The sequence below is a fragment of the Oleomonas cavernae genome, from assembly GCF_003590945.1.
Classification (GTDB): Bacteria; Pseudomonadota; Alphaproteobacteria; order Zavarziniales; family Zavarziniaceae; genus Zavarzinia; species Zavarzinia cavernae.
The window spans coordinates 526984-552233 of sequence record NZ_QYUK01000008.1 but is presented as its reverse complement, the minus strand read 5'-3'; the positions used below and the strand labels follow the sequence as shown (position 1 = coordinate 552233).

The 25250-nt window shown below is 65.7% G+C and carries 23 protein-coding genes; 18 read left to right on the top strand and 5 right to left on the bottom strand.

Going from position 1 to position 25250, the window contains the following annotated elements:
• The first annotated feature begins 22 nt into the window (after positions 1-22).
• From D3874_RS02890 to D3874_RS02870, 5 genes are all read left to right on the top strand, one after another.
• A complete protein-coding gene (locus tag D3874_RS02890) occupies positions 23-988 on the top strand; it encodes a WD40/YVTN/BNR-like repeat-containing protein (RefSeq protein ID WP_119776270.1) in 966 nt (321 codons plus the stop codon).
• 48 nt (positions 989-1036) lie between these two features.
• Positions 1037-2848 carry a DUF1302 domain-containing protein gene (locus tag D3874_RS02885; RefSeq protein WP_119776268.1) on the top strand — a complete coding sequence of 604 codons (1812 nt, stop codon included), beginning with the start codon at positions 1037-1039 and terminating at the stop codon, positions 2846-2848.
• 138 nt (positions 2849-2986) lie between these two features.
• Positions 2987-4495 (top strand): hypothetical protein, encoded by a 1509-nt coding sequence (locus D3874_RS02880; protein ID WP_147385491.1) that lies wholly within the window; start codon positions 2987-2989, stop codon positions 4493-4495.
• Between the two features lie 26 nt (positions 4496-4521).
• Positions 4522-6300, top strand: coding sequence for a DUF1302 domain-containing protein (locus D3874_RS02875; RefSeq protein WP_119776263.1), 1779 nt, complete (start codon positions 4522-4524; stop codon positions 6298-6300).
• Between the two features lie 18 nt (positions 6301-6318).
• Positions 6319-7695: a DUF1329 domain-containing protein gene (locus D3874_RS02870; protein WP_119776260.1), complete on the top strand. Its 1377-nt coding sequence runs from the start codon at positions 6319-6321 to the stop codon at positions 7693-7695.
• 47 nt (positions 7696-7742) lie between these two features.
• On the opposite strand, the gene D3874_RS02865 is transcribed toward D3874_RS02870, so the two are convergent.
• Positions 7743-8558 (bottom strand): glucose 1-dehydrogenase, encoded by an 816-nt coding sequence (locus D3874_RS02865; protein WP_119776258.1) that lies wholly within the window; start codon positions 8556-8558, stop codon positions 7743-7745.
• 159 nt (positions 8559-8717) lie between these two features.
• Between D3874_RS02865 and D3874_RS02860 the strand changes: the two genes are divergently transcribed.
• Positions 8718-9185 carry a DUF3237 domain-containing protein gene (locus D3874_RS02860; RefSeq protein ID WP_119776255.1) on the top strand — a complete coding sequence of 156 codons (468 nt, stop codon included), beginning with the start codon at positions 8718-8720 and terminating at the stop codon, positions 9183-9185.
• Positions 9186-9240: 55 nt separating this feature from the next.
• Here D3874_RS02860 and D3874_RS02855 read toward each other — a convergent pair whose 3' ends face one another.
• Positions 9241-10293, bottom strand: a complete 1053-nt coding sequence (locus tag D3874_RS02855; RefSeq protein ID WP_119776252.1) for an NADP-dependent oxidoreductase — start codon at positions 10291-10293, stop codon at positions 9241-9243.
• Between the two features lie 176 nt (positions 10294-10469).
• Here D3874_RS02855 and D3874_RS02850 point away from each other — a divergent pair, with 176 nt between their 5' ends.
• Complete coding sequence (locus tag D3874_RS02850) at positions 10470-11225, top strand: FadR/GntR family transcriptional regulator (RefSeq protein ID WP_119776249.1); 756 nt, start codon at positions 10470-10472, stop codon at positions 11223-11225.
• Here the strand turns inward: D3874_RS02850 and D3874_RS02845 are convergent.
• Together D3874_RS02845 and D3874_RS02840 are read right to left on the bottom strand one after the other, a co-directional pair.
• Positions 11215-12276 carry an SDR family oxidoreductase gene (locus D3874_RS02845; protein WP_119776247.1) on the bottom strand — a complete coding sequence of 354 codons (1062 nt, stop codon included), beginning with the start codon at positions 12274-12276 and terminating at the stop codon, positions 11215-11217. The two genes, D3874_RS02850 and D3874_RS02845, sit on opposite strands and share 11 nt — an antisense overlap.
• Before the next feature lie 123 nt (positions 12277-12399).
• Positions 12400-13761, bottom strand: coding sequence for an aminotransferase family protein (locus tag D3874_RS02840; protein ID WP_147385490.1), 1362 nt, complete (start codon positions 13759-13761; stop codon positions 12400-12402).
• A gap of 446 nt (positions 13762-14207) precedes the next feature.
• Between D3874_RS02840 and D3874_RS02835 the strand changes: the two genes are divergently transcribed.
• The 11 genes from D3874_RS02835 (at position 14208) to D3874_RS02785 (ending at position 24209) form a co-directional block, all read left to right on the top strand.
• On the top strand, positions 14208-15026 hold the full coding sequence (locus tag D3874_RS02835) for an ABC transporter ATP-binding protein (RefSeq protein ID WP_199698892.1): 819 nt from the start codon (positions 14208-14210) through the stop codon (positions 15024-15026).
• Positions 15027-15074: 48 nt separating this feature from the next.
• Positions 15075-16232 carry an ABC transporter substrate-binding protein gene (locus D3874_RS02830; RefSeq protein ID WP_119776241.1) on the top strand — a complete coding sequence of 386 codons (1158 nt, stop codon included), beginning with the start codon at positions 15075-15077 and terminating at the stop codon, positions 16230-16232.
• Positions 16232-16945, top strand: coding sequence for an ABC transporter ATP-binding protein (locus D3874_RS02825; protein ID WP_119776239.1), 714 nt, complete (start codon positions 16232-16234; stop codon positions 16943-16945). The genes D3874_RS02830 and D3874_RS02825 overlap by 1 nt, the downstream gene beginning before the upstream one ends.
• Positions 16946-16975: 30 nt before the next feature.
• Entirely contained in the window at positions 16976-17875 is a 900-nt protein-coding gene (locus D3874_RS02820; protein WP_119776237.1) for a branched-chain amino acid ABC transporter permease, read from the top strand.
• Positions 17872-18936 (top strand): branched-chain amino acid ABC transporter permease, encoded by a 1065-nt coding sequence (locus D3874_RS02815; RefSeq protein ID WP_119776235.1) that lies wholly within the window; start codon positions 17872-17874, stop codon positions 18934-18936. The genes D3874_RS02820 and D3874_RS02815 overlap by 4 nt, the downstream gene beginning before the upstream one ends.
• A gap of 91 nt (positions 18937-19027) precedes the next feature.
• Positions 19028-19930, top strand: coding sequence for a phytanoyl-CoA dioxygenase family protein (locus tag D3874_RS02810; RefSeq protein ID WP_119776232.1), 903 nt, complete (start codon positions 19028-19030; stop codon positions 19928-19930).
• A gap of 12 nt (positions 19931-19942) precedes the next feature.
• On the top strand, positions 19943-20836 hold the full coding sequence (locus D3874_RS02805) for a phytanoyl-CoA dioxygenase family protein (protein WP_119776230.1): 894 nt from the start codon (positions 19943-19945) through the stop codon (positions 20834-20836).
• 15 nt (positions 20837-20851) lie between these two features.
• Positions 20852-21262, top strand: a complete 411-nt coding sequence (locus tag D3874_RS02800; RefSeq protein ID WP_119776228.1) for a Rid family hydrolase — start codon at positions 20852-20854, stop codon at positions 21260-21262.
• Entirely contained in the window at positions 21262-22050 is a 789-nt protein-coding gene (fabG, locus tag D3874_RS02795) for a 3-oxoacyl-ACP reductase FabG (RefSeq protein ID WP_119776225.1), read from the top strand. The genes D3874_RS02800 and fabG overlap by 1 nt, the downstream gene beginning before the upstream one ends.
• Before the next feature lie 142 nt (positions 22051-22192).
• Entirely contained in the window at positions 22193-22894 is a 702-nt protein-coding gene (locus tag D3874_RS02790) for a helix-turn-helix transcriptional regulator (protein ID WP_119776223.1), read from the top strand.
• Positions 22895-23015: 121 nt separating this feature from the next.
• On the top strand, positions 23016-24209 hold the full coding sequence (locus D3874_RS02785; RefSeq protein ID WP_119776220.1) for a TauD/TfdA family dioxygenase: 1194 nt from the start codon (positions 23016-23018) through the stop codon (positions 24207-24209).
• Here D3874_RS02785 and D3874_RS31045 read toward each other — a convergent pair.
• Positions 24137-25237 (bottom strand): GlxA family transcriptional regulator, encoded by a 1101-nt coding sequence (locus tag D3874_RS31045; RefSeq protein WP_274380558.1) that lies wholly within the window; start codon positions 25235-25237, stop codon positions 24137-24139. The genes D3874_RS02785 and D3874_RS31045 overlap by 73 nt on opposite strands.
• Positions 25238-25250 lie beyond the last annotated feature (13 nt).

Genomic DNA, 25250 nt, shown 5'->3' with positions numbered 1-25250 from the left:
ATCTCAGGGGAACGGAAACGATATGACACGTTTGACAAGCCTTCTGGCGGCATCGGCTGCGGCGGTCCTGGCTGCCTCGGTTGCAACCGCCGGCGCGCCGCCGGCCACGACACTCGACGTCCTGCGCGCGGGCACGGCCCATGAGGCGGTCTATTGCATCGATGTCCAGGGCAAGGAGGCCCTGGCGGTCGGTGCCCCGGCCCTGTTGTTCGAGAGCAATGACGGCGGCCACGGCTGGCACAAGGTCGAGCACGGCTTGACCGTCTCGGCCCTGCTGGGCTGCTCGCTGAAGCAGGGCGTCGGCCTGGTGGTCGGCCAGGCCGGCACTATCCTGCGCCGCGAGAAGGGGCAAACCGCCTGGACTGCGATCGCCAGCGGCTCGACCAGCCGGCTGTTCGATATCGACCTGAATGCCAGCGGCCAGGCCGTGGCGGTCGGTGCCTTCGGTACCGTGCTGCGCTCGGGCGACGGCGGCAAGAGTTGGACCCAGGTCGCCATCGACTGGGCGGCCTTCAACCCCGAAGGGCTGGAGCCGCATCTCTACGGCGTGACGGTCGATGACGCCGGCGCGATCACCGTGGTTGGCGAGTTCGAGTTGATCCTGCGCTCCACCGATGGCGGTGCGACCTGGAGTGCCGCGCACAGCGGCGAGGCCTCGCTGTTCGATCTGGCGATCGGTCGCGATGGGATAGGTTACGCGGTGGGGCAAAAGGGCACCGTCCTGCGTACCAGCGATGGCGGGGCAAGCTGGGCGGCGGAACGGACCCCGACCCAGGTCAACCTGCTGGGGGTGAAAATCAGGGATGACGGGGCGGTGCTGGTAACCGGCATGCGGGCCCTGTTGCGTGGCACCAAAGGCGGGTCCGACTGGGCCGTCGCCACCCCCGGCGATGTCGCGACCACCTGGTATCAGGGCGTTGCCGCCGGCGGCAACACGCAATGGATTGTCACCGGTCACAGGGGGCGGATCGTCGAACTCGCGCCATAACGTGGAAATTGTCGAAGTCCAGAATGGATTGACATTGGGGAGGGGCACATGCGGGAGAAGAAACTCCTTTACAAGCTGATGGCAGGGGGCGCTGCGATCGGCATGATGACGCCGGCGCTCGGTGTCGATTTCTCGTTCTCCGGTTTCATCCGGGAAGAGATCGCGTTCAAGGTCAGTGGCCAGGAGAACCAGAACAACCAGGGGGGCAACCCTTACAACAATGTCCCCGTGCCCCTGTTCCCGCACTCGATCGGGCCGCTGCTGGGCCTCGTCCCGGCGCCGGTTCTGGGCCTGTTGCCCGTCGATCTGGCGACGGGCGAGCGCAAGATCAAGAGCGACAGCAACGCCCTCAACATGCTGGCGACGCGGCTCGAGCTCAATTTCGGCGCCAAGTTCACCGACGACCTCAGCGCGACCGTGCGCCTGCGGGCCTTCTGGGACACCGGCCTCTATGAGAACTACGGCGATCCCAACTTCTTCGAAGTGCCGTTCACCGGTAACCGCGGCACGCCGCTCGAGGTCACCGGCCAGAATTTCATGGTCGATTTCCCCGATGCCTATGTCGACTATGCCACCGGCCCCCTGTTCATCCGGGTGGGCAATCAGCAGATTGCCTGGGGCGAGGCGATCTTCTTCCGCGTCCTGGACGTCACCAACGGCCTCGATCTGCGCCGCCACCTGGTGCTGGATCCGGCGGGCGAGGAATATTCCGACAAGCGCGTTCCTGGCCTCGGCATTCGCGCCTCCTATCAGGTGACGGACGAGTGGGAGCTGGAAGCCTTCGTTCAGAAGTTCAACCCGTCCATCCTGCCCAACCCCAACACGCCCTACAACATCATCCCCGATCAGTTCACCGTGCATCAGCGCGAAGGCTATGATGCGGTCGACAACATGTGGAATGTCGGCGGTCGCATCCGCGGCCAGTTGGGCGACATCGGCCTGCAATTCATCGCCGTCAACCGCCGCAATCCCGACGGTGTCTTCCGCTGGACGAAATCGGGCGTCAATCGTGACATCCCGGTCATTCCCGGTAGCGGCAACAGCCTGAAGGATACCCCCTTCGAGGTCGATCCGACCGGCGTGCATTCCTCCCGGGAATGGTATGATTACGCGGGTGACGTCCGCCTGGACGGCACCCAGGGCCTCAATGCCGCCATCGACGATTTCCAGCCCGCCACCGGCAACCTGCTGGCCTTCAATGTCGGCAACAACATGATGCTGGCCGAGACCGAGCTGGACCTGTTCTTCGCCCTGTCGGGCGGCCTGCGGGGCCATATCGAGCGGGTCTATCCGCAGGAGAACGTCTTCGGTTTCGGCATCAACTATGTTTTCTCGGGCGAGCCGGACACCATCTTCGACCAGCTCATCACCCGCTTCGAGATGACCTATACGCCGGACAAGAAGTTCACCAACATCACCCTGGGCCAGGAATTCATCGAGAAGGATGAATACACTATGGCCCTGATCTTCGAGAAGTATCAGCGCTTCTTCGACGACTTCCCGGCGACCTACATGGTCCTGCAAGCCCTGCACAAGTCCCAGTCCGACATCTTCGGCCGGGCGCTCAGCGGCTTCGGCGGCTCGGTCAACCACACGCCGGACGGCATCGACAGCTATACCGCCGTTGCCTTTGCCGCCCAGCAGCCGTTCCCCAACCTGATCTGGCGGGCCGATCTCGCGGTGCTCTACGACATCGAGGGCGGGGTGCTGATCCAGCCCGGCATTCGCTGGCGCCCCAACGACAAGGTCGGGGTCGATCTCTACGGCACCTTTGTGGTTGCCGACGACGACAACAAGAACGCGCTGTCCAGCATCGAATACGCCGACGAGGTCTTTCTGCGTGTCAGTTATCAGTTTTGATCCGGCTCCCCCGGACAACTCGGGGAGGGCGGACGGTGCGTAACCCCGTTCGCCCTCCCGATCTTTTCGGGGTGAGGGGCGGCTGACGCGACGGCAAGAGGCGGCAAACAGGGGGTGTGGCTCATGAGTGCAATGCGGATGACAAACCTGCTGCTGGGTTCGGCGGTGCTGGTCTCGGCCAGCGCCGCGGCAGGTCTTGGCCTTGGCCAGGATGCCGAGCCCGTGTCGGCGAGCGCCGGCCAGGATGGCGGCCCGGTCGCGGTAGCGGGCACCAGTTTCGTGCTCGAAGGCTTCGGCGGCGGCGACGACAACGGCGCGATCTACGGCGGTGCCGGCAGTATCGCCATCCCCCTGGGCGATCGCGGCGGCCTGCAGGCCGATGCCATCGCCGGCGTGGCGGGGGGCGATACCGGCTTTGGCGGCGGCGCCCTGCAGCTGTTCTATCGCGACCCGCAGCGTTTCTCGGTCGGCATCGCCGGCGGCGGCTACGCCCTCGACTCCGTGTCGCAATACGCGGTCGCAGGCTTTGCCGAATTCTATCTCGACACGATCACGCTCGAGGGCATGGTCGGGTACCAGGGCGGCGATATTGCCGACAGCTGGTACGGCCGGGCCGGCTTGTCGGTCTATGCCACGCCCAACCTGCGCCTGGGCGCCGGCGTGCGCTATGACGAGGTCAGCGAATGGGCCGGCGATGTCCAGGTCGAGGCCCTGCTGGGCAATTCCCCCGGCCTGTCGCTCTATGCCACCGGCGTGTTCGACGACGACGGCGCCCTGGGCGTCGCCGGCGTGCGCTTCTATTTCAACGCGGGCGATGATCTGCTCGCCACCGACCGCACCAAGCAGGCGTCGGACGGCCCGACCCTGTTCGAGCGTCATCGCTACGGCACGCGGCCCAATTTCATCACCAGCGATCCGGGCTTCGGCCTGCGCCAGATCGCCCAGGCGGCCGGCGCGCTCAATGGCGACAACGACGGCTTCGGCAGCCTGTCGCCCGGCGAGGGCGATGCGGCCGGCGCGAGCAGCGCGGCATCGTCCAGCACGGCATCGGGCAGCACGGCATCAGCGCTCGGCGGCAGTGGGGTGGCGGGCGAAGGCCTGATCGATTCGGTCGACACGCTGCTGGGCGATCTCGGCAGCCAGACCGCGCTGGAGCCGGTTACCGGCCTGGTGCAAAGCCTGGTCGATCCCGCCGGCGGCGTGCTAGCCCCCTTGACCTCGCAGCTCAATGCCGCGACCGCCATCGATAGCGGGCCGCTGGGTCCCCTGACCAGCGCCCTGGCCGCACCGCTGGAGACCTTGGGCGAGGCGTTGAATCCGGTCGTCGCCACCCTGGGCGACGGGCTGGGGACTGCCAGCGGCGGCTTCCTGGCTGTCGGCGGGCCACTGACCGGTGTGCCGTTGGTGGGTGACCTGCTGGGTGCCGTGACCGGCTCGTTCCTGGCGGGCGGTGCCGATGCCAAGACCGAGACGACCTTGAGCCTGGTGGGCGGCCTGCTGGGCGGTTCGATCGAGAACGCCACGGGCGGCCCCCTGCTGGGCGAGTTGGCGCCGCTGGCGGACGCCATCGGTCCCATGGGGCCGTTTGCCGATGTGCCGATGATCGGCGGCCTGCTGCGCGGGGTGCTGGGTGGTCTTGTTGAGTGAGTAGAACAACAAAGGGAGCGACAAGCATGAGGGATAGGGGCAATGGCAGCAACAGATGGTGGAGCATCGCCTTAGGCGCGACCGTGGTGGTCGCACCGGTGATGTCGGCGAGAGCGGTCGACATCTCGTTTTCGGGCTTTGTGCGACAGGAGGTGGCAGCGGGGATCTCGGGCGACGAGAATCCCTTCAATACCCAGGGCAACAAGTACAACGGCGTCACCGTGGCGCTGAATCCGCTGATCGCCGGCCTGCCGACGACGGCGACCCGGGCGGCCCGCAGCACGGACAACGATTTCAACCTGTTTGCGACGCGGCTGGAACTAAACCTCGACGCGGCCTTCTCGCCGGATCTCAAGGCGCATTTTACCCTGCGCGGCTACTACGACTGGAATGTCTACGACGACAACGGCGACACCAGTTTCTTCGAAGCGCCGATCCGTGGTGATGATCGGGGTTCCTTGCTGGAAATCAATGACAACGACTATATGGTCGATCTGCCGGCGGCCTATCTCGACTATTCCAACGGGCCGCTGTTCATCCGGGCCGGCAATCAGCAGATTGCCTGGGGCGAGTCGATCTTCTTCCGCGTTCTCGACGTGCCCAACGGCCTCGACCTTCGCCGCCATCTGATCCTCGATCCGGCGGCCGAGGAATTCTCGGACAAGCGGGTGCCGGCCCTGGGCATACGGACCTCCTACCAGGTGACCGACAATTGGGAGATCGATGCCTTCGTCCAGCAGTTCAACCCGTCGATCAATGCCAATCCGTCGACACCGTACAACGTGATCCCGGACCAGTTCACCGTCCATGATCGCTATCACGAGGTCGATGGGTCGTGGAATGTTGGCGGCCGTCTGCGTGGCCAGATGGGGCCGCTGGGCGTACAGTTCATGGCGACCAGCCGGCGCAACCCGGATGGTATCTATCGCTGGACAAAATCAGGCGGCAGTGCCGATCTGCCGGGCTTGCCGGGTTCGGGCGCCGTCCTGGCGGAAACGCCGTTCCAGGTCGATCCCATCAACGGTGTCCTGTCGGCACAGGAATGGTTCGACTATGCGACCATGGTCCGGCTCAACGGCACCGCCGGGTTGAACGCCGCGGTGGATGATTTCCAGCCGTTCACGGGCCTGCTCGGCGCTTTCAACGCCGGCAACAATCATGCCTTGGCCGGTCAGGAACTCGACACGTTTTTTGCCCTGTCCGGCGGCCTGCGCGGCCATATCGAACGGATCTATCCTTACGAAAACGTCTTTGGTTTCGGGGCCAACTACGTCTTCGAGGACGAGCCCGACACGCTTTTCGATCAGCTCATCGCGCGGATCGAAATGTCCTATACGCCGGACAAGAAATTCACCAGTCCGTCTCTGTCGCAAAGGCCCATCGAGAGCGACGAATGGACCTTGGCCTTGGTGCTCGAGAAGTACTACCGCTTCACCGATGAATTCCCTGCAACGTACATGGTGTTTCAGTATCTCCACAAGTCCGAAAGCGACCTATTTGGGCGTAATCTGGACGGTTATGGTGGCACCGCCGAACGGGATCCTACCGGTGTCGATGGCTATAACGCCTTCGCCCTGGCGATTCAGCAGCCGTCGCCCACGCTGGAATGGCGGTTCGACCTGACCGTGCTCTACGATCTGCGTGGCGGGGCCCTGTTCCAGCCGGGTGTGAAGTGGAAGCCGGACGATGCCTGGCAGGTCGATCTCTACTCGTCGATCATCACGGCGTCGGACGACAACAAGAACGCGCTCTCGACCCTCGACTTCGCCAGCGAGGCTTTCCTGCGCGTCACGCGTCAGTTCTGACAGGCTTGGGGGCGGGGCATGCATGTCATCAAGTACGATCACGGCTTTTCCCGCCGTCACTTTCTGGGCCAGGCGGCGAGGGGTATCCTCGCCGCCGGTGTCCTGGCGCCGTTGTGGGCGACCATCGCGGCACGGGGCACGGCCGCCGCGGCCTATCCCGACGAGCTGCTGTCGATCGATGCCTACACCAAGGGCAAGATCGCCACGGGGCACGAGATCACGGCCGACAACGTGGATCTTGTCCGCGATCTGCTCGATCCCATCCGCTATGTCCAGATCAAGGAGATGGGCCGCCGCCTGAAAGTGGTGCCGGCGACGACCGAGATCATGAAGTTGAGCCCGTGGGAGTATCTCGAGGCGACCCTGCGCAACAAGGGCCAGGCCCAGTTCGATACGACCGGCAATGTCGTCACCCGGGAGGGCAAGCCGTGGATCGGCGGCAACCCGTTCCCCGAGGCCAAGACGGCGCTGGAAGTCTTCGCCGGCCTGACCTTGAGCTGGGGCCGGCACGATATTTCCAACTATGCGATCAAGGAATACGACCTCGATCCCGACGGCACCGTCGCCTATCTCTACGAATCCCTGTGGGTCGAAATGGCGCCGGTGGGGCGGGTGGTGCTGGAGCCCAAGCCCTATTTGCCGGGCCACGAGGACAAGCTGCGCTACCAGTCGATCATTTTCCCCTGGCCCAACAATGTGAAGGGCACGGCCTTCCTCAATATCTGGCCCTACGACCAGACCCAGTTCCCCGAACTCTATGGCTACCTGCCGGGTTTCAAGCGCATCCGCCGCTACCCCACCAACCAGCGCTTCGAGCCGCTGATCCCGGGCTCCGACCTCTACCTGTCGGACGCCTGGGCCGCCGGCGATCCGTTCCTGACCTGGGGCAACTACAAGATCGTCGCCCGCGGCCCGGCCCTGGCCGCGCTGTCGCGCAACTGGATGGCGGATCAGCCCAATTGGGAACGCGGCGTCCATGGCGGGGCCAAGGGCCAGTCGTTCTGGGATACCGCGGTCGAGCTGGTGCCGGAAGCGGTGACGATCGAGGCGGAACCGGTGATGTTCCCGCGGGCGCCGATCTCGAAGAAGCAGGTGACCTTCGACCTGCGCACCATGCTGCCCATCGGCATGATCAGCTTCGATCGGCAGGGCAAGGCCTTCCGCTCCTTCGACGGCGCCTTCTCGCTCTATGACGAGGGCGGCAAATCGGTCATGGACGGGGCGCATCCCTACTGGTCCTGGACCCATGTCCATGCCCACAACATCCAGACCAACCGCATCACCCGCCTGCAGCAGGTGAAGAAGATCACCGGCGGCTACGAGACGGTGACCAACGATCCCGACTCCTATGACCGCTTCCTGACCCAGAGCGCCATGGTCCGCCACGGGTCATGATGCAAGCGATCCCTCTCCTCCGAGGGGGAGAGGGCTAGATCGGCCATTCAACTCGCCGCGAAACCACCGTCGACCGACAGTTCGACACCGGTGATCCAGCCGGCGGCGTCGCTGGCCAGGAACAGCACGGCTTCGGCGATATCGGCGGGGCGGCCCAGCCCTAAGGCCTGTCGGGCATCGAAGGTGGTCGAGGCGGTCTGGGCGTCGGGCACGAAACCGATGGCGACCAGGCCATCGACGGCGGCATGGCCCATGTCGGTCATGATCAGGCCGGGATGGATCGAATTGACCCGGATGCCATAGCCGAGGTTGGCGCATTCGACCGCCGCGGATTTGGTCATCAGGCGCACCGCGCCCTTGGAGGCGCAATAGGCGAAGAAGCCGGGGAAGCCGCGCAGGCCGGCAATCGACGACAGGTTGATGATCGAGCCGCCGTGGCCGGCGCCGCCGCCCGGGCGCATGGCCAGGATCGCCTGCTTGATGCCGAGGAACACGCCGGTGGAATTCACCCGCATGATGCGCTCGAACGTCTCGACCGTGGTGTCGACGATGGGACAGACAGCCTCGATGCCAGCATTGTTGACGACGATGTCCAGCCCGCCGAAGGCCTTGATCGTGGCATCGATGGCCTGCACCCAATCGGCCTCGAGACTGCTGTCCTGGTGCAGGAATTTGGTCGTGGCGCCGTCGGCCGCGAGCTGGGCCGCGGTCGCCTGGCCCAGTTCGTCGCGAATGTCGGTGAGGACCACCGTTGCCCCGGCCGCCGCCAGAACCCTGGCGGTCTCGGCGCCCAGGCCGCGGGCAGCACCGGTGATCAGGGCGACCTTGCCGTCGAGACGGTGGTTGTTCGTACTGTCCGTCATGATTGTTTCCGTTCCCGTTCTTGGCTGGCCCGCCCCATGACGGCGATGCAACACACAGCATCCCAATCTCGGCCGGGGCGGTGGTGCCGGCACCCCCCACGGATGGGGGGCCGTTGCCAGCGCGGCCATGCATGCTGGGGGCCGTCAAGGGAGGCGGCAATGCCACAACTACAATCGGAACTGTTGTTCACCGTCTTTGCCGGCCTGGCGCCGCCGATCGATATCGGCCCGTCCGGGGCCGGGCATATGCTGCCTGTCTATGTCACCGGCGGGTCGTTCACGGGGCCACGCCTGCGCGGCAAAGTGCTGCCGGGCGGCGGCGACTGGCTGCGCCTGCGCGCCGACGGCTCGGGCGCGATCGATGTGCGCATCTGCCTGCAAACCGACGACGGCGCCACGATCTTCGTGAGCTATGGCGGCCGGCTGGTCATCCCACCGGAAATCTTTGCCCAGGTGATGGATTTCGGCGCGGCCCAGGCCGTCGACCCGTCACGCTATTATTTCCGCACCAACCCGCTGTTCGAGACGGGGAGCGCCGATTACGCCTGGCTGAACAATGTGGTGGCCGTGGGCCAGGGGCGCATCGGCGACGGCGGTGTCACCTACGAGGTCTTCGCCATCACCTGAGGCACGCAGGTTCGCCCGGCCCGCGGGAGGCTCGTGCCGGGCCGGGCGAACGCACTCAGGGTTCGCTGCCGATCTGCACCATCAGCTTGCCCTGGTTGGCGCCGGTGTACATCGAACGCAGGGCGTCGACGGCATTGTCGAGCCCGTCGACGACATCGACGCGGAACTTGAGCCTGCCCTCGCGCAGCCAGGGGATCAGCTCGGCCCAGGCTTCCCCGTAGCGGGCGAGGTAGTCGAGCACGACGAAGCCCTCGATACGCAGCCGCTTCATGATCACGTTGTGGAACATGCGCGGTCCCGAGCCCTGCAAATGCCCGTTGTTGTAGGTCGAGATCAGCCCGCACACCACGACCGTGCCGCCCAGCTTCATGTGGCTGAGGCTGGCGTCGAGGATATCGCCGCCGACATTCTCGTAGAGCAGGTCGATGCCATCGGGGGCGTGGTGCTTCAAGGCCGCCAGAACATCCTCGGCCTTGTAGTCGATGACGGCGTCGAGCCCGGCCTCGTTCTTCAGCCAGCCGCACTTCTCGGCGCCGCCGGCGATGCCGATGACCCGGCAGCCCTTGATCTTGGCGATCTGCGCGGCGCACGAACCCGCGGCGCCGGCGGCGGCGCTGACCACCACCGTGCTGCCCGGCTGGGGCCGGCCGACATCGAGCAGGCCGAAATAGGCCGTCGGCCCGGCAATCGCCAGGGCGCCGAAGGCCAGCGGCAGAGGAATGCCCTCGGGCCGGTCCATGGGCATCAGGCCGGTGCCGTCGCTGACCAGGTATTCCGACCAGTGGCCCAGGCCCATGGCGAGCTGGCCGGTCTTGAACGCGGGGTTCCGGCTCTCCATCACCTGCGCGAGGGTGAAGCCCAGCATCGGCGCGCCCAGGGGGACCGGCGGCATGTACATTTCCTCGATGTCTTCCATCCACAGCCGGTTGGTGGCATCGAGCGAGAGATAGATGTTGCGCAGCAGGACCTGGCCCTCGGCCAGGGGGGCGATGGTCTCGGTCTGCACGCTCAGGCAGCCGTCCTCGATGTTTTCCTGGGGCCGGCGGTCCAGCCGCCAGAACCGCGAGGTCAACTGATTGCTCCCCAGATTGCGTGCCGTCGCTTCCATAAGCCCCTCCACGGCGGGTCTGACACCCGTCTTTCACCCTGCGATCTTGGCCGAGGCCGCGCCCAGGCGATCCCCCCAAATGGTGGGGGTGAAAGCCGGCCTCGGGCAAGCGGGTGATCGACAGCCCGCCCCGGCATTGGTATGGCTACAGAACCAATGAGGCATCAGGAGAGGCGATGGAAGCCGATGCGATCCAGCAGGCGCTGATGGCGCCGATCAGCCCGGTTGCCGCCCACGAACTGGCGACGGAGCAGATCAAGCGCTGCATCCAGCTCGGCCTGTTCCTGCCCGGCGAGAAGCTGCCGCCCGAGCGCATGCTGGCGGAGCGGCTGTCGGTCTCGCGGTCGACCCTGCGCGAGGCCGTCCGGGTTCTGCGGGCGGCGGGCTACCTGTCGGTGCGCCGCGGCGCTGCAGGCGGCCTGATCGTCCACGACGCCCATGTCGAGGATCCGGCTGAGCTGCGCGCCTGGATCCGTACCCAGCGCGCCCACCTCAACGAACTGCTCGACTACCGCATGGTGATCGAGGGGGCGGCGGCCGAATTCGCCGCCCGGCGGCGAACCGACGAGGATCTGGCCCGGATGGAGGCCGCCCTGCAGCGCATGGACCGGTCGAAGGACGCGGCGCTGGCGCAGACAGAGGCGGCGGCCGAATTCAATGCCGCCGACACGGTCTATCACCTGGAGGTCGCGGCGGCGGCACGCAACGGCATGCTGCGCAAGGCGGTCGAAGACATCAGGCGCGAAATGTACCTGCCGTTCGGCGGCTTCTTCGTGCGCACCCGCACCGATGCCGATGTCTATCACCGCAACATCTACGATGCCATTTTCGACCGCGACGACGCCCGTGCCGGCGAGATGATGCGCCTGCACATCGACCTGACGCGCAAGGCCATCATCACCTTCCTGGATGCCGACCGGCTCAGGGGATGACCCGACGCCGGCGCAGTTCGGCGAACATCCGGGCGAACATGTCCTCGCTGTCGACGATATCGGCAAAGCCCGCCTGGCGGATCTTGGTGGTGCTGGAGATCACGTCGAAATCGCAGCGGAAGACGAAATCGCCGAAGCCCCAGGCCGCCGCCCGCTCGTAGGGAATGGGGGTGAGCCCATATTTCGCCACCACCCGGTCCCACACCGGCGCCTTGTCGGCCATGAAGTCGATCAGGCGGATCGTCTGCGGTTCGCCCACCGCCATGTCGAACATGGCCGCCAGCTTGGGCCAGAGCCGGTACCAGCGGAACAGATCGCCGTTGGTCACGTTATAGGCCTGGTTCGGCGGTGCCTGCGTCGCCGCCCAGGTGGAGGCGCGAGCCAGGATCCCGGCATCGGTCACCTGGGCCAGGCGGCCATAGCAGTCGGGCGTGCCGGGAAAGCGCAGGGGCCGGCCCAATTCCCTGGAGATCGCGGCATAGACGGCCAGCACCATGATCAGGCTCATCGGGCTGCCCACCGCGAAGCCGCAGACCACGTCGGGCCGCAGCACGCAATAGTCCCAGGCCTTGCCCTTGCTGTTCTCGGCCAGCCAGTCTTCCTGGTCGTAGTAGAAATTGGGCGGCATGTGGCGCGGGTCGTCCTCGCGCGCCGGCGTGGTGAAGGGCCCCAGGTGGACGCCGTAATACTTGGCGCCCTCGTACAGCACGACGCGGGCAAGGCCGGCCGCCTCCACCCCCGTCACCAGGTTGCGCAGCAGGGCCAGGTTGACCGCCACCTGGTCCGCCGGCCGGGCATGTTCCTGGTAGGCCGCGTGGAAGATGTAGTCGACCGGGCCGAGGCCGGCCAGCACCGGGCGCGCCGCCGTCTCGTCCAGCAGGTCGACGGGGACGAAGCGCGCGGCCGAGGGAAAATCGGCGCTGCGCCTGGACAGAGCGATGATCTCCCAGTCGTCGTGCGCCGACAGGTGATCGACCAGGTTGCGCCCGATCACCCCCAGGCCGCCGGACACGATCGCCCGCTTGCGGCCCTTGCCTGATTCATTGCTCATTCGCACTCTCATTCATCATAACCCCCCTCCTCACCCCACCCTCTCCTCTCGAGAGGAGAGGGCTACTTAGCTCCCCTCTGCCCTTCAGGGCGGAGGGGTCGGGGGAGGGGGCAGGGCCAAAGCTCAAGCAGCCGCGATCTCATAGTCCTTGGCGATGGCGACAATCGCTTCCTTGAAGGCGTCCACCGTGCGGTCGAAGTCTTCCCTGGTGGCGATCAGGCCGGGCGCCACTTCGATGGCGGTGCCCGCGGCGCCGACCAGGACGCCCAGGGACTTCATCTTGTCGGCGATGGCCTTGACCATCCTGGGCTCGGGCAGGGCCTTGGTCTTCTTGTTGCTGGTGAAATCGACCGCGTGCCAGTGGCCGATCCCCCGGATGTCGCCCACGCTGGGCAGGTCCGTCAGCTTGTCCTTGAGCGCGGCCAGGAAATAGACGCCGTTGTCATAGGCCTTGTCGATCAGGCCTTCCCGCTTCTTGATCGCGATCACCGCATTGGCGGCGGCGGCGCAGCCGGCATGGCCGCTGAAGGTGTGGACATGGCGGAAATGGGGGATCGCATCGGCGATCGCCTCGGTGGTCATCACCGCGCCCATGGGGGCATAGCCGGCGGTCAGCGCCTTGGCCATGGTCATGATGTCGGGCTCGATGCCGAAATGCTCGGTTGCGAACCAGGCGCCGGTGCGCCCGAAGCAGCAGATCACCTCGTCGATGATCAGCATGACGCCGTATTTGCTGCAGATCTCGCGCACCCGCTGCCAATAGGCCTTGGAGGGGATCTGGGTGCCGTTGGCCTGCATCACCGGCTCGCCGATGAAGGCGGCGACCAGTTCCGGCCCCTCGTGCAGGATCTGCTGCTCCAGGTAATTGGCGCAGAACTCGAAATACTCGTCCTCGGCCATGCCGAACGGGTTGCGGTAGCAACTCGGGTTCGGGATCTTGCTCACCCCCGGCATGGCCGGGTCGGGCGTGTTGGCGACCGACAGGTGGTTGGTCAGCGCCATCGCCCCGGCCGTCGCCCCGTGATAGGCGTTCCAGCGGGAAATGATCTTGTAGGCATGGGGCTTCTTGCCACTGCCCACCTGGTATTGCTTGGCGATCTTCACCGCCGATTCGACCGCTTCCGAGCCGCCCGAGACGAAGAAGGCGCGCGACAGCTTGCCCGGGGTGAGTTCCGCCAGCGAGCGGGCCAGCTGGACCATGGGCTCGGTCACGATCGAGACCGTGCCGGCATAATGCATCTTGACCATCTGGTCGTACATCGCCCGGGCGATTTCCTGGTTGCCGTAACCCAGCGAGTTCGCCCGCGTATAGGCGCTGATCATGTCCAGGTGCGGCTTGCCGGCGCCGTCGATGATGGTGAGGCCCGTCCCCGAGGCGACGATCGCCGGCCCGTCGCGCTTCACCTCGGCGGCATCGATGATCGGGAAAATGCAGTGATCGATCGCCTGGGCAGCCAGATCGTTCTTCAGCACGGGTGTCAGCATGATCGCCACTCCTTGATCGGGCTGCGGGCAGCCGGTTGTGATGGGCCGGTCTTGGAAGAACCATCCGCCGCCGCAAAGGTACGGTCACGGGACCGCCCGTTTTACTTCGCGGCGCCGCGTCAATTCATGTCGCGGCAGTGCAGAATTTTCCCTAATTCCTGATCCAGCCATGTCAATCAGCCTGGACAAGCCGATTGCCTTCTCAAAATAGCAGCGCCGATTTTCGGGGAAATCATTATCTTTCCAGGGCTTTCCACCTTTTGGTGGAGCGGTCCACCGAAAGGTGGATGGCCAATTCAAGCCGTCATCAATCATTCTTTTGAGGAATAGGCATTCCGGCCGACGGGTCCATGCGACCAAAGTCTGCGGTGCGGATGGTTGATGGCGGGATCTTATTGGTCTGAAAATCAGGACTTTGGCAATTCCAGGCTGGCGAGGGCAAGGCGGTGAAGGCACTTCGGAAGGCGGATATCGCGGAAATGCTGGCTGTCTCGGCCCCGGCCGAGCGCCCGCCCGAGGCCGAGCCGTCGGCGGCATCCGGCATCGTGGTCGACGGCCTGACCAAGCAGTTCGGCGGCATCTATGCGGTGCGCGACGTCTCGCTCGAATGCCGGGTGGGCCAGATCGTCGGCCTGATCGGGCCCAACGGCGCCGGCAAGACCACGCTGATGAACCTGATTTCCGGCACGCTGACCCCCACCGGCGGCGCCGTCTATCTCGACGGCAAGGTGGTCAGCGCAACCTCGCCCGCCGCCTGTGCGGAAGCCGGCATCGCCCGCACCTTCCAGAACATCCGCCTGTTCAAGCGCCTGACCGTGCGCCAGAACGTCGAGGTGGCGCGCATCACCCGCCGGCGCCTCGCCAGGGGCGCGGAAAAGGCGCCCAGCGTCGACGAGATCCTGAAGCTCCTGGGCCTGGACGGCATCGCCGAGGCCAAGGCCGGCACCTTGCCCTACGGCCACCAGCGCCGGGTCGAGATCGCCCGCGCGGTCGCCCTGTCGCCCCGCGTGGTGCTGCTGGACGAGCCGGCCGCCGGCATGAACGAGCAGGAGTCGCGGGCGCTCATCGGGTCCGTCCAGTTGATCCGCGACCGCTTCGGCTGCGGCGTGATCGTGATCGACCACGACCTGAAATTCATCATGGAGGTCAGCGAGTACCTCTACGTCATGCATCTGGGGGAAGTGATCGTCAGCGGCATCCCCGACGAGGTGCGCCATGACGAGCGGGTGATCGAGATCTATCTGGGCCGCAAGGCCCGCAAGTAGGGGCCGGTTTCCAGGGGTTCTGTGGGCTTTATTCGAAGAGGGGTTCCAATGAAGAAGGTATGCGCGCTCTCGCTGGCCGTGGCGCTCGGCGCATCGGCCTTGCCGGCGACCAACGCCGCTGCCGCCGACGATATCATCATCGGTTACGCCGCCGCCATCACCGGCCTCTACGCGCCCTATGACAGCGTCGACGGCGCCAAGTGCGAGATCGACCGGATCAACGAGAAGGGCGGCGTGCTGGGGCGCAAGCTGCGCCTGGAAGCCCGCGACATGAAGAGCGATGCGATCGCGTCCGCCGCCGCCGGCCAGGAACTGATCGACCTGGGGGCCACCGCGATCCTGTCGCCGCCGTCCGACGATACCTCGATCCCCATCGCGGCCCTGGCGGCGCCCATGGGCATTCCCGTGCTTTCGGTCGCCTCCACCCAGGTGCAGTTCCCCGCCGCCCAGCCCGAGAATGCCTATCTCGTGCCCTATGGCGACAACCTGTCGGCCGCCGCCGCCGCCGAATACGCGATCAAGCTGGGCTATAAGAATGCCGTGCTGATGATCACCCGCGATATCGGTAGTTACGGCCTTGCCCTGCCTGAATATTTCGGCGACGCCTTCACGCACCTGGGCGGCAAGGTCCTGAAGAAGATCAACTTCAACACGGGCCTTTCCGATTACAGCGCCCAGCTCGCCGAAATCCAGGCCATGGATCCCAAGCCCGATGTCATCTTCGGCGGCTTCATCACGCCCGACGGCGGCGTCTTCCCGCGCCAGTTCAAGGCGGCGGGCCTGGGCAGCATCGTCTTCATGGGGACCGACGGCTATGACGACGCCGGCATCCTGAAGATCGCCGGCGACTCGGCCTCCGCGATCAAGTTCATCACCCACGGCTTCCCCACCCCGGGCAGTGCGCTCGAGGAATTCTACGCCGACTGCACCAAGCGCGGTTACCAGATCCAGAACATCTTCTTCGGCCTGGCGGGCGAGGGGGTGCTGATCATCAAGACCGCGATCGAGAAGGCGGGCTCGGCCGAACCGGCGGCGGTCAATGCGGCGATCAAGGAGATCACCGACATGAAGGGGATCACCACCGACGAGATCACCTTCAAGGACCGTGGCGGCGTGCCGATCAAGCGCATGGCGATCGTCGAGGTGAAGAACGGGGCGTTCAGCCTGGTCGATCACATCCTGCCGCAATACGTGCCCGCACCCTGATGCTGGAGCTTTCCAACATCGTCGTCCAATACGGCGTGGTGAAGGCCGTCAGGAATGTCAGCCTGAAGGTCGGGAAGGGCGAGATCGTCGCCCTTCTCGGCCCCAACGGCGCGGGCAAGAGCAGCCTGGTCTCGGCCGCCGTGGGCATCCTGCCGGTCGCCGCCGGCGCCATCAACTTCGACGGCACCGACATCACCAAGAAGCCGGCCGAGGCGGTGGTGACCATGGGCCTGACCCTGACGCCGGAAGGCCGCCGCGTCTTCGCCGATCTCTCCGTCGCCGAAAATCTTCGCCTGGGTGCCGCGATCCGCAAGGACAAGGCGGGCATCGCCGACGATATCGACCTGTATCTCAAGATGTTCCCCATCCTGGGCGAGCGCTATCGCCAGACCGCCAAGACCCTGTCAGGCGGCGAGCAGCAGATGCTGGCCATCGCCCGCTCGCTGATGTCGCGCCCCAAGATGCTGATGCTGGACGAGCCGTCGCTGGGCCTTGCCCCGCGCATCGTCGACCGCATCTTCGACCTGATGGTCGAGCTGCGCAAGACCGGCCTCACCATGCTGGTGGTCGAGCAGAACGCGACCGAGGCCCTGCGCATCGCCGACCGGGGCTACATCCTGGCCAGCGGCCAGCTCGTCTACGAGGGCGAGGCCAAGATGATGGCCGAGTCCGAGGACCTGATGGAAGCCTATCTGGGCGCCGGCGTCCATTGACGCCAGTCCACGTGTGAGTGGGGGAGTGGCATGGAGTATTTCGTCCAGCAGGTCATCAACGCGCTCAGCGTCGGCAGCGAATATGCGCTGCTGGCCCTGGGGCTGGCGATCGTCTTCAGCATCATCGGCCTGGTGAACTTCGCCCATGGCGAGCTGATCACCGTCGGCGGCTATGCGATCTTCTTTACCGCCTCCGTCTTCCTGCCGTCGCCCTGGCTCGCCCTGCCGATCGCCATCGCGGGCGCCATGGTGGCTGCCGTGGTGTTCGAGAAGGTGGCCTTCCGCTACATCCGGAATGCCTCGACCAATACGGGCATATTGACGGCCTTCGGCGTCAGCATTGTGGTGCAGAACGCCTTCATCATCTTCGTCGCCACGCGGCCCAAGCCGGTCGAGACGCCCGGCTGGCTGTCGTCGATGGTCGAGGTCGGTTCCTATCGCCTGCCTGTTCTGCAGATCCTCGAGACGCTGGTCACGGCGATCGCCATCGGCGCCCTGCTGTTCGTGCTGAAGAAGACCACGGTGGGCATGGCCATGCGCGCCGCCTCCAAGGATTTCATCGCCGTGCGCCTGATGGGCATCAAGGCCAACTCGGTGATTCAGGCGGCCTTCGTCCTGTCGGGCTTCCTGGCCGGCCTCGCCGCCGTCTTCATCATCAGCCGGCGCGGCGCGATCGATCCCTTCATGGGCTCGGTCCCCGTGCTCAAGGCTTTCGTCGCCTGCGTCCTGGGCGGTCTCACGTCGCTCCAGGGGGCGGTGGTGGGCGGCATGGCGCTGGGCGTCTTCGAGGTCATGCTGCAGGCCTTCCTGCCGCAGGAGGTGACGGCCTTCCGCGATGCCATCGTCTTCACCGCGGTCGCGGTGGTGCTGGTCGTATTCCCCGAGGGCCTGCTGGGCCGCAAGGTCGAACTGGGAGACAAAGAGGCATGAGTCTGTTCCTGCGTACCAGTGTCAATGCCGCTTTGCCGATCCTGCTCCTGGTGCTGTTCGGCGCGATCGTGCTGCTCTTCGCCGAACCCTTCCAGGTGCGCATCGCCTATGCCTTCTTCATGAACCTGACGATCGCCGTCGGCCTGCAGGTCTTCATGGGCAATTCGGGCGTGGTCAGCTTCGGCCATGTCAGTTTCATGGGCATCGCCGCCTATGCGGTGGCCCTGCTCACCATCCCGCTGTCGCTGAAGAAGACGCTGATCCCCGACGCGCCCTTCGGCCTGCCGGAGATCCATCTCGACGTGGCGCCGGCGGTGGTCGCCGCCTTGCTGATCACCACGTCGATCGCCTGGGCATTCGGCTTCGTCCTGAAGCGCCTGGGCGGGGCGGCGGCGGAAATCCTGACGCTGGCGCTGCTGGTCGTCAGCTATGTCGTGTTCAACGCCTGGATCGACCTGACGCGCGGGCCCCGCTCGCTCTACGGCATTCCCGTCGCTTCCAGCCTGCCCTGGGCCGTGGCCGCCAGCGCGGTGGCGATCTTCGTCGCCAAGATGTTCCGGGATTCGGAAGGCGGCCTTCAGCTTCGCGCCTCCAGCGACAACCTGCTGGCCGCCCGCGCCATGGGCGTGCCGGTCGAGAGGCTGCGCCATCGGGCCTGGGTGATCAGCGCGGGGCTGGTCGGCCTGGGCGGGATGCTGCATGCGACCTACCTCGGCACGATCGGGCCCAACAGCTACTACTTCACCCAGACCTTCCTGATCATGGCCATGGTGATCCTGGGCGGCATGCGCAGCGTCTCGGGCACCATCGTCGGCACCGCGCTGATCTCGGCGGGCTCGGAACTGGCGCGCATCCTGGAGAACGGCCCAACCATCCTGGGGCAGAAGCTGCCCACGATGTTCGGCCTGACCGGTTTTTTCCTGGGCGCCGTCATCGTGCTGTGCATGACTTTGCGCCGCGACGGCATCCTGGGCGACGACGAATTCGAGGATATCCTGCGCAACCGCCGTGCCCGCAAGGCGCAGGGCGCGGCGCTCGCCGCCGACCAGCCCGCCTCGTGACATCCACCCGAAGGTGGATGGGCGCGGTCGCGTGCTGGGAATATGATTGGTTACATAGATCATTGGCCCACCGAAAGCACGGGAGTCAACCATGTCGCTCAATCACCTCCCCGCCGATGCCACGCCCGAACAGGTCGCGGCCTGCATCAACCGTGACGGCTATGTCATCGTCGACGAACTGGTCCCCACCGCGCTGATGGACCGCATCGGCGAGGAGATGGGGCCCTACGTGAACGATTCGATGTTCGGCATCGACAACATGCTGGGCTTCAAGACCAAGCGCACGGGCGCGCTCATCGCCCGCTCGCCGGCCGCGCGCGAGCTGGTCATGAATTCCACCGTGCTGGGGGCCGCCGGCATCGTGCTGGAGAAGGCATCGGCCTTCCAGCTCCACCTGACCCAGATCATCAGCGTCCATCCGGGCGAGCCGGCGCAGAAGCTGCACCAGGACGAGGTCGCCTGGGACTTCTTCCCCTTCCCCCTCGACTACAACATCCAGTGCAACACGCTCTGGGCCATGACCGACTACACCGAAGAGATGGGGGCCACCCGGGTCGTGCCGGGCAGCCACCTGTCCGAGCGCAAGAAATACACCCAGGAAGACACCCTGCCCGCGGTGATGAAGCGCGGCTCGGCCCTGTTCTACACCGGCAAGATTTTCCACGGCGCCGGTGCCAACAAATCCGACCGCCTGCGCCAGGCGATCAACATCACCTATGCCGTGGGCTGGGTAAGGCAGGAGGAGAACCAGTTCCTCACCACCCCGATCGAGATCGCCCGCACCTTGCCCGACGACCTGCTCAAGGTCATGGGCTATCAGCTCGGCTGTTTCTCACTGGGTTACGTGCGCGATGGCGAGGATCCCATGGTCGCGATCCGCGAGCCCGACAAGCGGGTGCCCTACAACTGCGGCATCCTTCAGGACAACGCGAAGAACCGCAAGGCGCTGCAGGGTTTCCTGCGCGACGTCGAAATGGCCGAGCCTGCCGAATAGAGGAGTGGACCCATGGAAGTCGCCCCCCACCTGCCCCCTGACGCCACGCCCGGGGATGTCGTCGATTCCCTGCGCAAATACGGCTATGCCATCGTCGACGAACTGGCCTCGAGCGAGCTCATGGACCGCATTGCGGCGCAAATGAAGCCCTATGTCGACCGCAGCCTGCACGGCGACGACAATTTCGTGGGCAAGCTGACCAAGCGGACGGGCGCCATGATCGCCCGCTCGGCCGCCGCGCGCGAACTGGTCATGAACCCGACGGCCATCGCGACGGCGGGCAAGTTCCTGTCCCATGCCTCGGCCTTCCAGCTTCACCTGACTCAGGTGATCAGCGTCTTTCCCGGCTCCAAGGCGCAGCCCATCCACCGCGACCAGGTCGCCTGGGATTTCTTCCCTTTCCCGCAGGACTACGAGGTCCAGTGCAACCTGCTGTGGGCCATGACCGACTATACCGAGGAAATGGGCGCCACCCGCGTGGTTCCCGGCAGCCACCTGATGCCCGACAAGGAATATGCCGTCGAGGAATCGATTCCGGCGGTGATGAAGCGCGGCTCGGCCCTGTTCTATACCGGCAAGGTCTATCACGGCGCGGGTGAGAACAAGTCGGACACGATTCGCCAGGCGATCAACATCACCTACGCCGTGGGCTGGGTGCGCCAGGAGGAGAACCAGTACCTGGCCTGCCCGCTCGAGGTCGCGCGGACCCTGCCCGAAGACCTGCTGAAGGTCATGGGCTATCAGATGGGCTGCTTCGCCATGGGCTACGTGGGTGACTTCGAGGATCCCATGACCGTGATCAAGGAACCCGAGGTCCGCGCCGTCTTCAATGTCGACATGCTGCAGAAGAAATCGGGCGAGGCGCAGGACGCCGCCATGCTGCTGCGCGGCGGTCAGGCCGCCTGAACGAGCGAGAATGTGATGATCACCACCAGCAATCCCGAGAGCGGCTATTTCGCGGCCGATGTCTTCGACGCCTTCTCCTTCTCGCAGTCGCTGCGCGCGGGCAATACCGTCTATTATTCCGGCGTGGCCCCCCTGCGTGGCACGCTTGCCGCGATGGAACTGGTCGGCAAGGACGACATGAAGGCCCAGACCGCGTTCGTCCTTGGCGTGCTCGGCGACTGCCTGGCGGCCGACGGGTTCACCTCGTCCAACCTGGCCGCCCTGACCATCTACACGACCAGGCTCGCGGACCTCATGGAGGTGTGGGGGCCGCTGTTCAAGGCCTTCGTCGGCGACCACCGGCCGACCACCACCCACCTCGCGGTCAGCGGCTTCGTGCATCCCGACCAGATGCTGGAAATCACCGCCATCGCGGTGGACGCCTGATGCTGACGCCGCTGACCGGCCGCAGCGTCATCGTCACCGGTGCCAGCAAGGGCATCGGCCGCGGCATTGCGCGGCGCTTTGGCGCGGTGGGCGCCAAGGTGCTGGTAGTCTCGCGAAACCTGGCCGAAGCCGCGGCGGTTGCCGCCGAAATCGTCGCCGCCGGCGGCATCGCCAAGGGCTTTGCCGCCGATGTCTCGGTCACCGCCCAGGCCCAGGCCATGGCGCAGGCCGCGATCGAGCTGCACGGCACCATCGATATCCTGTGCGCCAATGCCGGGATCTTTCCCATGGCCAGCCTCGACACCATGACCGAGGCGGACTTCGACCATGTCCTGGGCACCAACCTGAAGGGCACCTTCCTCAGCGTGTCCGCCTGCCTGCCCACCATGAAGGCCAGGCGGGCCGGGCGCATCGTCTTGACCTCGTCGATTACCGGTCCCTACACCGGCGTGCCGGGGCAGAGCCACTACAGCGCTTCCAAGGCAGGGCAACTGGGCTTCATGCGCGCGGCCGCGGTCGAGCTGGCGCCCTGGGGCATTACGGTGAATGCCGTGCTGCCGGGCAATATCCTGACCGAGGGGCTGGCCGGCCTCGGGCCTGACCACGTGAAGGCGATGGAAGCGTCCGTGCCGCTCAAGCGCCTGGGCACGGTCGACGACATCGCCAATGCGGTACTCTACCTCGCCTCCGACGAGGCGGGCTATGTCACGGCCCAGTCGATCATCGTCGACGGTGGCCAGATCCTGCCCGAGGGCGGCGTGCTCGCCCCCGATATCGACGCCGCCTGACCCCGCAGGCCGGATCGCCGGATGGCGATCCGATGGCACGATATTTGCGGGTTATTCCCGATAAAAACATCCGGCTAAGGAGGAGCCCCAGTCGAGCGGCGTCCGCGGACGGCAACCGCCGATATTGGTCGAGGAGTTTCCCATGCTGCTGGCAGATGACCACATGTCCACGGCCATGGTCAGAGAGGCCCTCCAGTTCAGTCGTTCATCGCTGGATGCTTCCGCGACCGTGTTCTTCTGGATCGAGGATCGCAAGAGCATTTCCGGTGTCGAAATGGTCGGCATGCCGGAAGACCTGATGGACCGCTACCTCGGCGGTATGAATATCTATGACCCGCTGAATATTTTCGAACTGCTCAACAGCGAAAAGAGGATCGCTGTTCTTGAACAGGAACGTTGTCGCCGCTCGGCGGATGACAACCGCATCTATGCGGAGTTCCTGGGTTCTTACGGCCTGGTCGACGAGGTCGACTTCCTGTTCTGGCACGATGGCGCGCCCTTTGCGTTCCTAGGTATTCTGAAGCGGCCGGGCGACCCGCCGTTCTCGGCCAATGTGTTCGACTGGGAGGCCATGCGTGGCTACCTCGAATTCAATTTGAAGATGCATTCGAGGATGCGCCGCCTGCGCCTGATGACGGCACTGGCCAAGCAGTATGGCTTGACCCCGCGGGAAATCGAGGTCGTGGGCCTGCTCAATAATGGGGCATCGAATCTCACCATCGCGCAGATTCTGGGCATCGGCGTCGCGACGGTGAAGACCTACATCATCAACATCCTGAACAAGCTGGGGGTGGAGAGCCGCGCCGCCATCGTCGCCTTCACCATGCGCCTGCAGATGCCTTGAGCCGGTTCGGGCGCCAATGCCGGCCCGGTGTCGAGCTTTGCGCCAAGCATGACGGAATCCGGCCCGCCGCCCGCCGGCGGGCAGGCTATCGTCTTCGTGGCCCTGGTCATGGAGCGTGGCGATGCGGACGGACGCGGTACGAGACATCATTGCCGATTGGCGGGTTTTTGCCACGACGCATGCCATCAGGCACCTGACCGTTGCCCCCGGGCGCGTTGATGCCGCCTGGAGCGACGGCCGCATCAGCCCGTTTCATGCCGATTGGCTGCGCGACAACTGCCCCTGCGCCGATTGCGTCCAGCGCCTGACCCGCGAGCAGATGTTCGAGATCGCCGATGCACCGACGGACCTTGCCGTCGCCGGGGCGGTGCTCGACGGCAACGGCGATTTGAACGTCCGCTGGAGCGACGGTCATGACAGCCGCTATGGGGCGGGCTGGCTGCGTGCCAGTGCCTATGACGAGGCCTCCCGCGCCGAACGGCGCATGGCCGATGCGCCCCTGCTGTGGCAGGCCGGGGCGCCCGTGCCGCGCTTCCCCTATGGCCGATTGATGGCCGACGACGGTGCGCTGCATGGTTGGCTGGTAACCTTGCGCGATCGCGGCCTGGTTCTGGTCGACGGCGTGCCGACGACCCCGGATACGGTGGCGACGCTGGCGCGGCGCATCGCCTTCGTCCGCGAGACCAATTTCGGTGTGATCTTCGACGTGGCGTCGAAGCCCAAGCCCGACAGTGCCGCCTACACCGCCGTCAACCTGCCGCCGCATACCGACCTGCCGACCCGGGAATTGCAGCCCGGCCTGCAATTCCTCCACTGCCTGGTCAACGAGGCGACCGGCGGCGAGAGCATCTTTGTCGACGGCTTTGCCATCGCCGATGCCCTGGCGCGGGAGCACCCGGCGGATTTCGCCCTGCTGACCACGGTGCCGGTCGCCTTCTGGAACAAGGACGACCGGACCGATTACCGCTTCTCGGCGCCCGTCATCGCGCTCGACCCGGTAACGGCTAAGGTGGCGGAACTGCGCTGCGCCAACTTCCTGCGCGGACCGCTCGATGCCCCGGCCGAGGTGGTCGCCCCGTTCTACCGCGCCTATCGCCGCTATCAGGCGATGACGCGGGATCCGCGCTTCCGCGTCGTCCATCGGCTGGAAGCAGGCGAAATGTGGGTGTTCGACAATCGCCGGGTGCTGCACGCCCGCACCGAGTTCGATCCCGCGAGCGGCGCCCGCCACCTGCAGGGCTGCTATGTCGACCGGGACGAATTGCTCTCGCGCATCCGGGTGCTGGCGCGGGGCGGGCCGGCAGGCGACGCCTGATCGACCTGGCCGCCCATGCCGGCGGGCAGTTCATGGCGATCCTGGCGGGGCGGGCGGCCGAAGCGGGCGCGGTAGGCCCGCGACAGGCACGAGGCCGACGAGAAGCCGGCGGCCATGGCGATGTCGACCACGCTCATGTCGGTCTGGCGCAGCAACTGCCGTGCCCGCTCCAGCCGCAGGCGCATGTAATAGGCCGAGGGCGTGGTGGTCAGGTGCAGGCGGAACAGCCGCTCCAACTGCCGGGACGACACCCCGGCGACCGCCGCCAACTCGTCATTGCCGATGGGCGCCTCGAGGTTGCGCTCCATGACGTCGACGATTTTCAGGATGCGCGAATTGGTGACGCCCAGGCGGCTGGACAGTTCCATGCGCTGATGGGCGCGGCGGTCGCGGATGCGGTCGTGGATGAACTGTTCCGATACCGCCACCGCCAGGTCGGCCCCGTGCTTGGCGCCGATCATGTCCAGCATCATGTCCAGTGCCGCGGTGCCACCGGCACAGGTGATGCGCCCCGGGGCGACCTCGAACAATTCGTCGGAGACCTCGATCTCGGGAAATTCCTCCTGGAAGCCCGAGACCGCCTCCCAATGCATGGTGACCCGGACGTGATCGACCAGATGCGCCTTGGCCAGCAGGTGCACGCCGGTATCGAGCGCGCCCAGGGTCAGGCCCTCCCGCGCCAGGGTGCGCAAGGTCCCCAGCAGGCGCTTGGTGGCGGCCACCTGCGGCTCGAAACCGGCGACGGTGAACAGGGTGGGCACCCCCTTGAGCGCGGCGACGGGGCCTTCGACCATCAGGCGCATGCCGTTGGACGCCTCCACCGGTTCCCCGTCGCCCGAGAAGGCATGCCAGGAAAACAGCGGGCGGCCGGCCAGGCGGTTGGCCACGCGCAAGGGTTCCACGGCCGAGAAGAAGGCCATCATCGAGAAGCCCGGGATCAGCAGGAAGCCGATCGGCTCGGGCCCGGAACCTTCATAGGGCTGGTACATGGTGCGATCGGTAACCCCGCCGGCCGACTTGGTGGCCATGTGCCGATCACCA

What these genes read in the sequence shown, in the direction of transcription:
- D3874_RS02890 (WP_119776270.1), top strand. Translation starts at nt 23, where the DNA reads ATGACACGTTTGACAAGCCTTCTGGCGGCATCGGCTGCGGCGGTCCTG.
- D3874_RS02885 (WP_119776268.1), top strand. Translation starts at nt 1,037, where the DNA reads ATGCGGGAGAAGAAACTCCTTTACAAGCTGATGGCAGGGGGCGCTGCG.
- D3874_RS02880 (WP_147385491.1), top strand. Translation starts at nt 2,987, where the DNA reads ATGACAAACCTGCTGCTGGGTTCGGCGGTGCTGGTCTCGGCCAGCGCC.
- D3874_RS02875 (WP_119776263.1), top strand. Translation starts at nt 4,522, where the DNA reads ATGAGGGATAGGGGCAATGGCAGCAACAGATGGTGGAGCATCGCCTTA.
- D3874_RS02870 (WP_119776260.1), top strand. Translation starts at nt 6,319, where the DNA reads ATGCATGTCATCAAGTACGATCACGGCTTTTCCCGCCGTCACTTTCTG.
- D3874_RS02865 (WP_119776258.1), bottom strand. Translation starts at nt 8,558, where the DNA reads ATGACGGACAGTACGAACAACCACCGTCTCGACGGCAAGGTCGCCCTG.
- D3874_RS02860 (WP_119776255.1), top strand. Translation starts at nt 8,718, where the DNA reads ATGCCACAACTACAATCGGAACTGTTGTTCACCGTCTTTGCCGGCCTG.
- D3874_RS02855 (WP_119776252.1), bottom strand. Translation starts at nt 10,293, where the DNA reads ATGGAAGCGACGGCACGCAATCTGGGGAGCAATCAGTTGACCTCGCGG.
- D3874_RS02850 (WP_119776249.1), top strand. Translation starts at nt 10,470, where the DNA reads ATGGAAGCCGATGCGATCCAGCAGGCGCTGATGGCGCCGATCAGCCCG.
- D3874_RS02845 (WP_119776247.1), bottom strand. Translation starts at nt 12,276, where the DNA reads ATGAGCAATGAATCAGGCAAGGGCCGCAAGCGGGCGATCGTGTCCGGC.
- D3874_RS02840 (WP_147385490.1), bottom strand. Translation starts at nt 13,761, where the DNA reads ATGCTGACACCCGTGCTGAAGAACGATCTGGCTGCCCAGGCGATCGAT.
- D3874_RS02830 (WP_119776241.1), top strand. Translation starts at nt 15,075, where the DNA reads ATGAAGAAGGTATGCGCGCTCTCGCTGGCCGTGGCGCTCGGCGCATCG.
- D3874_RS02825 (WP_119776239.1), top strand. Translation starts at nt 16,232, where the DNA reads ATGCTGGAGCTTTCCAACATCGTCGTCCAATACGGCGTGGTGAAGGCC.
- D3874_RS02820 (WP_119776237.1), top strand. Translation starts at nt 16,976, where the DNA reads ATGGAGTATTTCGTCCAGCAGGTCATCAACGCGCTCAGCGTCGGCAGC.
- D3874_RS02815 (WP_119776235.1), top strand. Translation starts at nt 17,872, where the DNA reads ATGAGTCTGTTCCTGCGTACCAGTGTCAATGCCGCTTTGCCGATCCTG.
- D3874_RS02810 (WP_119776232.1), top strand. Translation starts at nt 19,028, where the DNA reads ATGTCGCTCAATCACCTCCCCGCCGATGCCACGCCCGAACAGGTCGCG.
- D3874_RS02805 (WP_119776230.1), top strand. Translation starts at nt 19,943, where the DNA reads ATGGAAGTCGCCCCCCACCTGCCCCCTGACGCCACGCCCGGGGATGTC.
- D3874_RS02800 (WP_119776228.1), top strand. Translation starts at nt 20,852, where the DNA reads ATGATCACCACCAGCAATCCCGAGAGCGGCTATTTCGCGGCCGATGTC.
- fabG (WP_119776225.1), top strand. Translation starts at nt 21,262, where the DNA reads ATGCTGACGCCGCTGACCGGCCGCAGCGTCATCGTCACCGGTGCCAGC.
- D3874_RS02790 (WP_119776223.1), top strand. Translation starts at nt 22,193, where the DNA reads ATGCTGCTGGCAGATGACCACATGTCCACGGCCATGGTCAGAGAGGCC.
- D3874_RS02785 (WP_119776220.1), top strand. Translation starts at nt 23,016, where the DNA reads ATGCGGACGGACGCGGTACGAGACATCATTGCCGATTGGCGGGTTTTT.
- D3874_RS31045 (WP_274380558.1), bottom strand. Translation starts at nt 25,237, where the DNA reads ATGGCCACCAAGTCGGCCGGCGGGGTTACCGATCGCACCATGTACCAG.